Origin of the sequence: Mycobacteroides franklinii, assembly GCF_001853795.1 — a bacterium.
Lineage (GTDB): Bacteria > Actinomycetota > Actinomycetes > Mycobacteriales > Mycobacteriaceae > Mycobacterium > Mycobacterium franklinii.
Window position 1 is genome coordinate 22993 of the sequence record NZ_MLIK01000018.1, and the last position, 11679, is coordinate 34671.

The following is an 11679-nucleotide window of genomic DNA, read 5'->3' on the forward strand; positions in this document are numbered from 1 at the left end:
GTGTGACAAATCCTGATCGGGTAATACTGACCGGGTGACTCTTTCCGATGCCGCACTTGCCGCAGAACTCGCCCACGAAGCCGGACAGCTGTTGTTGCAGGTGCGTGCCGAGATCGGGTTCGACGACCCCAAGGCGCTCGGTGCGGCCGGTGACAAGCGGGCGAACACGCTGCTGCTGGAGCGGCTGGCGGCGGAGCGTCCCACGGATGCGGTGCTCTCGGAAGAGGCCGTGGACGACAAGGCACGCCTTGGCGCACAGCGCGTGTGGATCATCGACCCGCTCGATGGCACCCGCGAATTCGGGATCGAGGGCCGCAATGATTGGGCGGTGCATGTGGCCCTGTGGCAGGCGGGCTCCGAAGGACAACACAGCGGTGGTTCGATCACCGACGCCGCCGTGGCGCTACCCGGTTTGGGCACCGTTTTTCGTACCGACGAGACCCGGGTGGTGCCTTCGGCGCGTGCTGAATCGGACCCGATCCGGATCGTGGCCAGTGCCAGCCGCGCACCCAAATTCCTGACCGATATGGCCGAGCGACTCAACATCGAGCTCATCCCGATGGGTTCGGCCGGCGCCAAGGCCATGGCGGTGGTGCGCGGTGAGGCCGACGCCTATCTGCACGGCGGCGGGCAATGGGAATGGGATTCGGCAGCTCCGGCCGGGGTGGTGCTGGCTGCCGGGCTGCATGCCTCACGGCTCGATGGCTCTGCGCTGCGGTACAACGAACCGCATCCGTACCTGCCGGACCTGATCATGTGCCGTCCGGACTTGGCGCCGCTGCTGCTGGACGCGGTCGCCGGGCGCGCCTAACCACCCAATAAGGTGTGGGTATGCAGTCGTGGGCGTCGGCGCCGGTTCCTGAACTCGACGGTCGTGGTCCGCAATTGCGGCTGTACGACACCGCCGACCGTCAGGTACGGCCGGTAACGCCCTCATCGGGTCCGGGGGCGGCCGCGACCATGTATGTATGCGGGATCACCCCGTATGACGCCACCCACCTGGGCCATGCCGCAACGTATCTCACGTTTGACCTGATCTATCGGCAGTGGCTCGACGCGGGCCTGGATGTGCACTACGTGCAGAACGTCACCGATATCGACGACCCACTCTTCGAAAGGGCCGATCGCGACGGAATCGATTGGCGCGAGCTGGGGGACCGGGAAACCGACCTGTTCCGCAGCGATATGACCGCGCTGCGGGTGCTGGCGCCGCGAGAGTACGTGCGTGCCACCGAGTCGATCGCCTGCATCATCGAACTCGTCGAGAAGATGCTCGCGTCGGGGGCCGCGTATGTGGTGGACGATCCTGAGTATCCCGACGTGTACTTCCGTGTCGATGCCACCGAACAGTTCGGCTACGAGTCGGGCTATGACATCGAGACCATGTCGCGGCTTTTCGCCGAGCGCGGCGGCGACCCGGATCGCCCCGGTAAGGCCAATGAGCTCGATGCCCTGCTGTGGCGGGCCGCGAGGCCAGGGGAGCCGAGCTGGGAGGCGTCATTCGGGCCGGGTCGTCCCGGCTGGCATGTCGAATGTTCGGCGATCGTGCTGCGTGAGCTCGGCGCCGGTATCGACATCCAGGGCGGTGGCAGCGATCTGATCTTCCCGCACCACGAATACAGCGCCGCACACGCCGAAGCCGTTACCGCACAACGCCGATTCGCGCGGCACTACGTGCATGCCGGAATGATCGGCTGGGATGGGCACAAAATGTCCAAGAGCCGGGGAAACCTGGTGAAGGTATCGGGACTGACGGCCCAGGGGGTGGATCCCGCCGCGATCAGGCTTGGGTTGTTGGCCGGCCACTACCGTGCCGATCGCTCGTGGAGCGATGCCGTACTCGGCGATGCCCAGAGCCGGCTGGCCCGTTGGCGCCATGCGGTGGCGCTCCCGACCGCACCGAGTGCCCGCGATGTGGTGTCACGGGTCCGGCGCTACCTGGCCGACGATCTTGATACACCGAAAGCGCTTGCTGCCCTGGATAACTGGGTGACCGACGCCCTGGCTTACGGTGGCCACGATGCCGCGGCGGGCACCCAGGTGCGCGATGCGGTGGATGCCCTGCTGGGAGTGCAGCTGTAGCGTCGTCGCATGGGTTCAACGGCGAACAACATCGCAGGCAAGACCGTGATGATCACCGGCGGTGCCGGCGGTATCGGTGTGGAGGTCGCACACAGGCTGCATGCCAAGGGGGCGAGCCTTGTGCTGACCGATCTGGACGAGACCAAACTCGACGCGATCGCCGACGACCTGGGCCGCGATCGCGTGCTGGTGGCGGTCGCCGATGTGTGTGATCTGACCGCCATGGAGAAGGCCGTCGCACAGGCGGTTGAGCGGTTCGGCGGGATAGATGTGCTGTTGGCCAACGCGGGACTGTTGACGTTCGGTTCGGTGCTGCAGATCGATCCGGCCACCTTCAAGAAGTTGATTGATGTCAACGTGCTCGGGGTGTTTCACACGGTGCGCGCCGCCCTGCCGTCGGTGATCGAACGGCAGGGGTACGTGCTCATCGTGTCCTCGCTGGCGGCGTATGCCGCCGCGCCGGCGGTGACCGCGTACAACGCATCCAAGGCGGCCGCCGAGCACTTCGCCAACGCCCTGCGCCTGGAGGTGGCACATCACGGTGTCGACGTCGGATCGGCGCACATGTCGTGGATCGATACCTCGATGGTGAATGACCAGAAGGCCAATCTGTCGGCGTTCTCGGAGATGTTGACCCGGCTGCCACCGCCGCTGGACAGGGTGACCTCGGTCGAGGCATGTGGCAAGGCGTTCGTGAAGGGTATTGAAAAGCGACGTAGGCGCATCAACTGTCCCGCGTGGGTGGGTGTGACGCGCTGGATCAAGCCGGTGATGTCGACGTCGCTTGGCGAGATCCCGCTGCGGGGCATCGCTCCCGAATTCCTGCCACGGATAGACGCCGAGGTCGCCGCCATGCAACGCGCCGCACGCGACGGCGCCGATCGCGGATAGCGAAGCTTTTCCCCCGCCTGGAGACCCACCTTTAATACCCACTACGGGTATGGGGTGTGAGTGTAGGGTGGCCCCATGGCGCTCAATGGTGATCGTGTGGTGGGGCGTGGGGCCCCCATCACCGTGTCGGCATTGCTGAGGGCGCTGCTGATCCTCGCGGTCTTGCTGGTACCGGTGCTGAAATGCCCGCAGACCGGCGACGCGACCACTGGAATCGCTGGCGGTACGGCGACCGTGTCGACGCACATCGCCGAAATTCCGCACGTGCTCGCTGCCGCCGTTGACGGGGGAAATCATCACGAGTGCCGTACGCCGCCGGTAACCGCGGCAATTGCCGCCGTGGGCAGCGCCCCGCATGGCTGGGTCATCGCGCTGGCGATGATGTCGTTCGTCGCACTCGCTCTGTGGGTGGCATGGAGTCCGCGCAAGCGTGGCCCACCCCGGCAACGCCCCCATTGGTTGTTGAGCTCCGGCCGTGACCATCTTCTGCGTTTCTGTGTGATGCGGCGCTGACTGGCATTCGCTTGTGCCTTTTCGACATGGCACCGGCCCGATAGTCGCTCTGCGCTGTCGGCCGCCAATCAGTCATGGCTTCAACACCTTCCACTCAAGGACACGATCATCGTGACTTCATCATCTCCATCATCTTTGCCTCGTTCCCGAGCTGCCGGATCCATCGGCGGCCTGGCCTTGGCGGCGGGGCTCGCCGCCGTCGTATTTTCTGCTCCGGCCGCCGCGGGTCCGGCACAACCCGGGCCGCAAGCCCCGGGCAACGCCCAGGCCATGGTCGCCGAACTGAAGGGGCGCGGGGACCAGGTCATCATCAATCGCAGCGGGCCCGCCAAACCGATGTCCCAATGCCGGGCCACGTCGATACGTGTCGGTCGACATATCTACAAACAAGTGCCGCAACGCAAGGGGCCGCCGACCAGATCGCTGGACTCGCACGTCATGTACCTCATGGTGCAGTGCTAGGGATCCTCGTGTACCGCACACAGTTTCCATGCCGTGCAGGTCTGGCGGCGGCGTGCCTGGTGGCGGCGCTGGTCGTCGTCACACCTCCTGCGGCGTCGGCAGGCCCCGCGGCTCCCAATGCACTGCAAGTGATCACGCAGTTGCAACGCCAAGGCGACAAGGTCACCGTCCATAGAACCGGCGGCAAGCCGTTGCAGATGTGTTCCGTGACGTCGGTGCGCGAAGGCAAGTCCGAGTACTGGTGGACCTCTCCTCGGGTAGCGGACCCCAGTCCCAAAAAACGCGCCAACGGAGTCGGGTCCCAATTGATGTACCGCACCATGGACGTCGACGTTCAATGTTGACCGAGGTGGGCGATCCGTTGACGGGTACCCCTAGGGGGTATTTAATGGCGGTATGAGCTCGCATTCGGATCACCCGGAACATCCGACCGGGCACGATGCTTCACACGAACATCACGGCCATGCCGGACACGGTGATCATGTCGGGCAGTTCCGTCGGCTGTTCTGGATCATGCTGGTGCTCTCGGTACCGGTGGTGGCGTTCAATGACATGTTCGCGATGGTCATCGGATATCGGCTGCCGGCCACCGGATGGGTTCCGTGGGTATCGCCGGTCCTGGGCACCGTCATCTATTTCTGGGGCGGCAAACCCTTCCTGGAAGGCGCGGTCGCCGAGGTCCGCAGTCGTAAGCCCGGAATGATGCTGCTGATCGGGCTGGCGATCACCGTGGCCTTCACCGCGTCATGGGGTGCCAGTCTCGGTTTCCTGGATCACCAACTCAATTTCTGGTGGGAACTGGCGCTTCTCGTGGTGATCATGTTGCTGGGGCACTGGATTGAGATGCGGTCGCTGGCGCAGACCACGTCCGCGCTCGATTCCTTGGCGGCACTGCTACCGGATACCGCCGAGCGGGTCGACGGAGACACGGTGGTGCCGGTGTCACCTGCCGATCTGCGGGCGGGCGACATCGTCGTCGTGCGCCCGGGCGGTTCGGTGCCCGCCGATGGCCGGATCACCGAGGGCAGTGCGCATCTGGACGAATCGATGGTGACGGGGGAGTCTCGCCCGGTGCGGCGCGCGGTCGGCGATCAGGTGGTCGCGGGCACGGTGGCCACCGATTCCGGTCTGCGCGTGGAAGTCACGGCGGTGGGCGCGGACACCACACTGGCTGGAATTCAGCGGCTGGTCGCGGATGCTCAGGCATCCAGCTCACGCGCGCAGCGGATCGCCGATACGGCCGCGGGCTGGTTGTTCTGGTTCGCGCTCGGCGCGGCCGTGCTGACGGCCGTGGCCTGGACGATCCTGGGGGAGCCCGATACCGCGGTGGTCCGTGTGATCACGGTGCTGGTGATTGCCTGCCCGCACGCGTTGGGCCTGGCCATTCCGCTCGTCGTTTCCATCGCCACCGAACGCGCGGCCCGGGGCGGAGTCTTGGTGAAAGACCGTCTTGCCCTGGAGCAGATGCGCACCGTGGACGTCGTGCTGTTCGACAAGACGGGCACGCTGACCAAGGGCGCCCCCACGGTGACGGGTGTCGAACCCGTCGCCGGGCGCGACGCCGATACCGTGTTGACGCTTGCGGCCGCGGCGGAAACCGATAGCGAGCATCCGCTGGCGCGCGCCATCGTGGAGGCCGCCGGTGGCCGGGGATTGCGCATCGCTGCGGCAGCTGGCTTTTCCTCCGAGCCGGCGCTGGGTGTCACCGCTGATGTTGATGGGGTGCAGGTCGCGGTCGGTGGCCCCGCCTTACTGAAAAGACATGGGATACCAGAGCTGCCGATCGCACAGAGATGGCGCGGCGAGGGCGCCATTATTCTGCATGTGCTCACCGATGGGCGGGTTGCTGGCGCGCTGCGGTTGGCCGATGACATCCGGCCGGAGTCCCGGGATACCGTGGATGCGTTGCACCGGCTGGGCGTATCGGTCGTCATGATCACGGGCGATGCGCATGCCGTGGCGAACACGGTGGCGGCCGAGCTCGGTGTGGACCGAGTGTTCGCCGAGGTACGTCCCGAAGACAAGGTGGCGGCGGTGGCGCAGCTGCAGTCCGAGGGACATATCGTGGCGATGGTCGGCGACGGTGTCAACGACGCTCCCGCACTGGCGCAGGCCGACGTGGGCATTGCCATCGGTGCGGGAACCGATGTCGCCATCGCCTCGGCGGGTGTCATCCTGGGCAGCTCGGACCCGCGGTCGGTGCTCTCGGTCATCGAGTTGTCGCGCGCCAGCTATCGCAAGATGAAGCAAAACCTTTGGTGGGCAGCGGGGTACAACCTGATCTCGGTTCCGTTGGCAGCCGGGGTCCTCGCCCCGATCGGATTCGTGCTCCCGATGAGCGTGGGAGCCATCCTCATGTCCGCGTCCACCGTGGTCGTCGCGCTCAACGCACAACTGTTGCGCCGCTTGGATATCCGCCCGGAAAAATCCGTGCGGCGAATCCTCACCGCGTCTGGGCGGTGAGCGCGTCGATCACATGATCCACCGAGGCGCCGCCGAGTAGATCTTGCACGGGCAGCTCGAAGTCAAGCTCGGCCTGCACACGCCGGCGAAATTCCAGTGCCTGCAATGAATCCAGGCCCATCGCGACCATAGGCATGGCGGTGTCGATGGAGTCGGCGTGATCGGCGCCGATGACCTCGGCGAGTAGTTGCACCAGATGTCCGGATCGGTTCTCGGGCACCGCCACGGCGGGGCGAATGGTCTCGGCGGGAGCCGCGGGCGTGCTGATTTCCTCGAGCTCGGAGAGCAACGGTCCGTAGCCGAACACGCCCAGCATCGCGCGGGCCTGGGTCAGGTCGAACGCGCCGACAAGAGCGTTGTCGGTGTGGTGTCCCATGCCGACGGCAAGGGCATCGGCGGGGCGCATCGGATGCACCCCTGCGGCGGCCAGTTTCGCGATACCTGTGTCATCGAGATCGAGGTGCACGGTCCACTGTCCCCATTGCACAGAAACGCAATCCAGTCCGGCGGCACGACGGCGAGAAGCGAGCACGTCCAGCATCCGGTTGCCGGCCGCATACATCAGCTGGCCCTTACCGCCGATCGTCGCGGCCAGTGAGGAACACAACATGACACGGCAGGAATCGGTGCGGGGTACGGCGTCGAGCACATTCACGATGCCGCCGACCTTGGCGCGCAACGCCTCCTGGAACTTGTCGGCAGTGACCTCGGCGAGCGGGATATCCGAATAGTCCACCGCGGCATGGATGATGAGGTCCGCGGGTGCTTCGGCCAGCTGAACGGCGAGCTCGGCGACGGCGCCCGGATCGGTCACATCGCAGCGGAGTGCACGAACCGTGGCGCCGGTGCTGCGCCGGATGGCATCGAGGCGTTCGGTCACCGTGTCGGTCTCACCGGAACGGCTGATCAACGTGATCTGACGGGTGCCCAGGCGGGCATAGTGCTCGCAGAATTCTTGGCCGAGTTTCCCGGTGCCCCCGGTGATCACGACGTGCTCAGGTACCGGGCTGGCGGTCTTGGCGTCACTGTCGTGGTCTGCGTCCTGGATGCGCTTGGCGTACATGCCGTCCGCGCGCAATGCCAGCTCCGATTCTCCGGCCGATTGCAGTGCGGCGAGGATGGTTTCGGCGCTGTCCGGGTGTGCGATATCGGGCGCGATGTCTAGATGCCGGAAGGTGACTCCGGGATGCTCGGTACCCATGCTGCGGAACGCGGCGGCGATGGCGGCGGGTACGGGATGCGATGGCGCGTCATCGGCGATGACCTGCTCGCCGCCGACCGTGACGAGCCAGCATCCGGTCACAGAGCTCGACAGCTCGGGCCACCACGTGCGGTTGCCGAAGAACTGTGCCACCGCATCGGCGGCCTCGTGATCACCATGCTGAGCCGACGTGGGCAGCACGATGACCACGGTGTCGCCGTCACCGGTACCGGATTCACGGGGCTCGGTGACGATCTGGGCCGACGAGCCGAAATCTGGCGCACCGTCACGGAGGGCATCGACCAGGGGTCCAGCCTCGCCGGTGGCGTCGATGAATGCATAGGACCTGGGAGGCATCATGGAGCGCCGGGTCACCTTGGTCCATGCCTCGCGCAGGAGCCGCGGGTAAGCCCGCGAGTCGATATTGTCTGGCGCGGGTTCAGGCTTCGGCGCGGTCGCGGGTTGGTTCGGCACCGAAACCGCACTGCCCGCCGAGCGGTACGACAGCCACAGCGGAATGTCGTTGTTCTGCACGTTCGGGAAATCGTGCAGCGGCAGCGAAACGGGCGGGGATGTCTCGGTGCGTAGTGCATCCCAGTTGTAGCCGAGATCGTGCACGGCGAGGTTGGAGAGGTTGGCGGTGAGCTCGGATAGATCTGTTGCGTTCCGGTTGGATGTACCGACCACGCAGGAGGTGCGTTCGGAGCCCAGCGCCCCAAGGTTCTCCCGGATGGCCAGCTGCAGCGTGGGGTGCTCGGCCAGCTCCACAAAGGAATCGATGTGAGCCGTCGCTGCGGTCGCGATAGCGCGGTCGAAGCGCACGACATTGCGCAGGTTCCAGAACCAGTACTGGTCGACAGGCATGTCGCAGCTGATTGCGGTGCCGAGTGTCGCTCCGATGCAATCGATGTCCGAGGCGGCGAACTCGCCGGCGCCGAGGCACCCGACAAGTGCCTTGCGAATCCCGGTACCGATCGAGGCGATCATGCTGGTATGTGCGGGGAATCGCATGGGCACTATACGGGCGAAGACCCCGTCCTCGGTGAGACGTTCGATGATCTGGTGAACGGTGCCATGTTGGCCGGAGATCCCTACCATCGCGGGGGAGTTGATCACCGACAGTTCGGCCCAACCGGATTGCCGGGCAAGAAGATCCTCGCAGGTATCGCGGTCGGCCGCGATGACCGCCACGGCGTAGTCGTCCGCGGGGAACTCGTCGGCGATTCGGGCTCGGGTGCCGATAACTGCCACTGCATCGCTGAGAGAGATGATGCCTGATACGTACGCCGCGGCGATCTCGCCCAAGCTGTGCCCGACGGTTGCGTGCGGGGTGACGCCCATCGAGCGCCATAGCGCGGCCAGGCCCACCATCTGGGTGAACATGGCGGGCTGGATGACGCGCGCACTGTCGTCGCTGGGCAGACTTTCGTCGAGCAGATAACTCAACGGTGAACGGCCGAATTGCGTATCGAACAATTCTGCGCAGCGGTCTACCTCGGCGCGGAAGTCGGGGAAGGCATTGTAGAAGAGTCGTCCCATTCCGGCGCGCTGTCCGCCATGCCCTGGGAACACGAATCCGTGCCGGCGCGCTGTCGCGGGTTCGGTATTGCGGACCACCACCGGATGTTCGGCGCCGGTGACCACGGCACGCAGCGCGGCGACGAGTTGATCGTGATTCTCGACGGTGGCCAGCGCCCGGTACCGGCGTGCGACACGAGTCCGAAAGAGCATGCCCGCGATGCGATGTGGCGCGATTCGCGGGTGATCGACAACGTAGGCGAGAAGCGCCGACGCCTCGCGGCGAAGCGCCTCCGGGGTGTCCGCGGAAAGCAGGACGGGGATGGTCCCGTTCGGTAAGCGGTGGCTAGAAATTGTCGCCGTCCTCTCCCTCGTTGTCCATGACGGGCATGGCGATGATGGCGTGTGCGTTGGCGCCCCCGGCTCCGAAGGATGAGACGGCGCCGTATCGGACGCCGTTCCTGGGCTCCCACGGGTGCAGTTTGGTGGCCAGTCGAATCCCGGTCATCGACCAGTCGATCTTGGTGGTGGGGTTGTCCGCGAAGAGTGTTGGCGGGATGTGCCCGTGCTGTCCGGACAGCAGAAGCTTGATCAGGCCCACTATTCCCGCGGCGGATTGTGCATGTCCGGCATTGGATTTCGCCGATCCGAGCAGCGCGTTCGAGCCGCCCGCGCCGTATGTGCTCTGCAGCGCCATGATCTCCAGCGGATCACCGGCACGCGTGCCGGTGCCGTGTCCCTCGAGCATCCCGATATCGGCGGGGTTGACGCCGGACGCTGCGATGGTCGCCGCGACCAGCTTGGCCTGCGCGCGTCCCCGGGGCACGAGGATGGGCTTACCGCTGCCATTGTGGTTGGTGCGCACCGCCATGATGCGTCCATACACCCGGTGTCTGAGGGCGCGTGCACGTGATTCACGTTCCAGCACAACCATTCCCACGGCCTCGCCCCAGAGGGTGCCATTGGCCTCGTCGGAGTATGAGCGGCAGTGTCCGTCGGGGTCGAGTGCGTGCATACGTGAGAACTCGTAAAACCCACCGGGTGAGCCCATAACGCAGACGCCACCCGTGATAGCCCATTCGCATTCCTCGGCGCGCACCGCGGCGGCCGCGATATGCAGTGCCGCCAATGAGGACGCACACGCCGAGTCGACACACACCGATGGCCCGATCAGACCCAGCCCATGCGAGATTCGACCGGCGGCACCCAGCTGTCCACGGCCGACCACTCGCATTCCGTTGTGCGCGTTGATCTCACCAGTCGGCGGCCCGTATTCGTTGGGCGATATGCCGATGAAGCAGCCCGCTTCGGAGCCATCGAGCGCACCGGGATTGAGGCCGGTGTTTTCCAGGGCTTTCCAGGCCACGCGCATGGCCAACCGTTGCTGTGGGTCCATGGCGACCGCTTCACGCTGGGTAATGCCGTAGAAGGCAGGATCGAAAGCGGTTGCATCGGTGAGGAATCCGCCAGCATCGGAAACACGGCCCCAGCCCTCGAGATCGGACAGCGACAGCAGCTCTTCGATGGGCCAGTCCCGATCGCGGGGGAACGGGCCGATGAGCTCGCGGCCGTCGGCCAGTGCGTTCCAGAACGCCGTTGGGGTGTCTATTCCACCGGGAGCCTCGATCGCCATACCGGAGATGACGACAGGATCGGCGTCGATGCCGCTCATCGTTGCGGCGTGGCCGCGCGGGCGGTGTTCGCGGTGAGCAGTTCGGCCAGGGCCTCCGTCTGCGCGTTCAGGAAGAAATGTCCGCCGTCGAACAACGTCACCTCCAGTTCGTCGGTGTGCTTGCCCCAGCCGTACAAATCGCGCATCGTGATCATGGGGTCCTGGTCGCCGCCGATCGCGTGGATAGGGGCCGCGATCTTGACGCTGTCGGCGCATTCGTATGCGTTGAAGGCTTGATAGTCGCCCTTCATGACGGGCAGCGCCATTCGCATCACATCGACATTGCCCATGACCGAGGAGTTCGTGCCTTCGAGGGCGCCTACATATGCGAGCACCGCGTCGTCATCGGTGGGCAGGGCTGGTTTCTCGGCGATATTGCACGGCGCCACCGACGCGGAAACGGTCAGCTGCTGCACGTCCAGACCGGCAGCCTCGGTCAGCCGGGCGAACTCGAACGAGACCACCGCTCCCATGCTGTGGCCGAAGGTGTGGAGGGGAGCGCGGCGATTGTGCTCCGACGACTGAAATTCGGCGAAGGCTCCCGCGGCGATATCGGAGAGAGTCGGTAGGGTCGGTTCTCCCGCGCGATCCTGCCTTCCCGGGTATTGGAAGATAAGGACATTGAAATTCGCTGCGGATGCTTTGGAGAGCGTGCGATACGCCGAAGCGCCGGCACCGGCATGCGGAAAGATCAGCAGTAATGGTGCGTCGGGTGACTCCGGCTTGTGGAACTGCCTGATCCATCTGAGTTTGCGATCCACGTCGAGCTTCCTTCCAACTTGCAGATAGTTAGATTAGCCTAACGTAACTCGCGATAGGGCACGCGGCTCGCACTCTGGGCGGGGTGATGCACGGCACCGATGGGGCGTCACGCGGC

At 65.4% G+C, this 11679-nt stretch carries 10 protein-coding genes; 7 read left to right on the forward strand and 3 right to left on the reverse strand.

Annotated features, from left to right (window positions below; translation table 11 throughout):
• Positions 1-34: 34 nt before the first annotated feature.
• From BKG76_RS07220 to BKG76_RS07250, 7 genes are all read left to right on the forward strand, one after another.
• Positions 35-811 carry a 3'(2'),5'-bisphosphate nucleotidase CysQ gene (locus tag BKG76_RS07220; RefSeq protein ID WP_070937039.1) on the forward strand — a complete coding sequence of 259 codons (777 nt, stop codon included), beginning with the start codon at positions 35-37 and terminating at the stop codon, positions 809-811.
• 20 nt (positions 812-831) lie between these two features.
• Positions 832-2082 carry a cysteine--1-D-myo-inosityl 2-amino-2-deoxy-alpha-D-glucopyranoside ligase gene (gene mshC, locus BKG76_RS07225; RefSeq protein ID WP_070937040.1) on the forward strand — a complete coding sequence of 417 codons (1251 nt, stop codon included), beginning with the start codon at positions 832-834 and terminating at the stop codon, positions 2080-2082.
• A gap of 9 nt (positions 2083-2091) precedes the next feature.
• Entirely contained in the window at positions 2092-2973 is an 882-nt protein-coding gene (locus BKG76_RS07230) for an SDR family oxidoreductase (RefSeq protein WP_070937041.1), read from the forward strand.
• A 75-nt stretch (positions 2974-3048) separates the two neighbouring features.
• Positions 3049-3486 (forward strand): hypothetical protein, encoded by a 438-nt coding sequence (locus BKG76_RS07235; RefSeq protein ID WP_070937042.1) that lies wholly within the window; start codon positions 3049-3051, stop codon positions 3484-3486.
• A 105-nt stretch (positions 3487-3591) separates the two neighbouring features.
• Positions 3592-3948 carry a hypothetical protein gene (locus BKG76_RS07240; protein WP_407937647.1) on the forward strand — a complete coding sequence of 119 codons (357 nt, stop codon included), beginning with the start codon at positions 3592-3594 and terminating at the stop codon, positions 3946-3948.
• A gap of 8 nt (positions 3949-3956) precedes the next feature.
• Positions 3957-4292 (forward strand): hypothetical protein, encoded by a 336-nt coding sequence (locus BKG76_RS07245; RefSeq protein WP_070937140.1) that lies wholly within the window; start codon positions 3957-3959, stop codon positions 4290-4292.
• Between the two features lie 169 nt (positions 4293-4461).
• Positions 4462-6411 carry a copper-translocating P-type ATPase gene (locus BKG76_RS07250; protein ID WP_070937141.1) on the forward strand — a complete coding sequence of 650 codons (1950 nt, stop codon included), beginning with the start codon at positions 4462-4464 and terminating at the stop codon, positions 6409-6411.
• Here the strand turns inward: BKG76_RS07250 and nbtC are convergent.
• Genes nbtC through BKG76_RS07265 form a run of 3 tightly spaced genes read right to left on the reverse strand, consistent with a single transcriptional unit; the run spans position 6392 to position 11563 of the window.
• On the reverse strand, positions 6392-9445 hold the full coding sequence (gene nbtC / locus BKG76_RS07255) for a nocobactin polyketide synthase NbtC (RefSeq protein WP_070937044.1): 3054 nt from the start codon (positions 9443-9445) through the stop codon (positions 6392-6394). The two genes, BKG76_RS07250 and nbtC, sit on opposite strands and share 20 nt — an antisense overlap.
• Positions 9446-9476: 31 nt before the next feature.
• On the reverse strand, positions 9477-10802 hold the full coding sequence (locus BKG76_RS07260; protein WP_070937045.1) for a beta-ketoacyl [acyl carrier protein] synthase domain-containing protein: 1326 nt from the start codon (positions 10800-10802) through the stop codon (positions 9477-9479).
• Positions 10799-11563 (reverse strand): thioesterase II family protein, encoded by a 765-nt coding sequence (locus BKG76_RS07265; RefSeq protein WP_070937046.1) that lies wholly within the window; start codon positions 11561-11563, stop codon positions 10799-10801. Before BKG76_RS07265 ends, BKG76_RS07260 begins: the two co-directional genes overlap by 4 nt.
• Between the last annotated feature and the right edge of the window lie 116 nt (positions 11564-11679).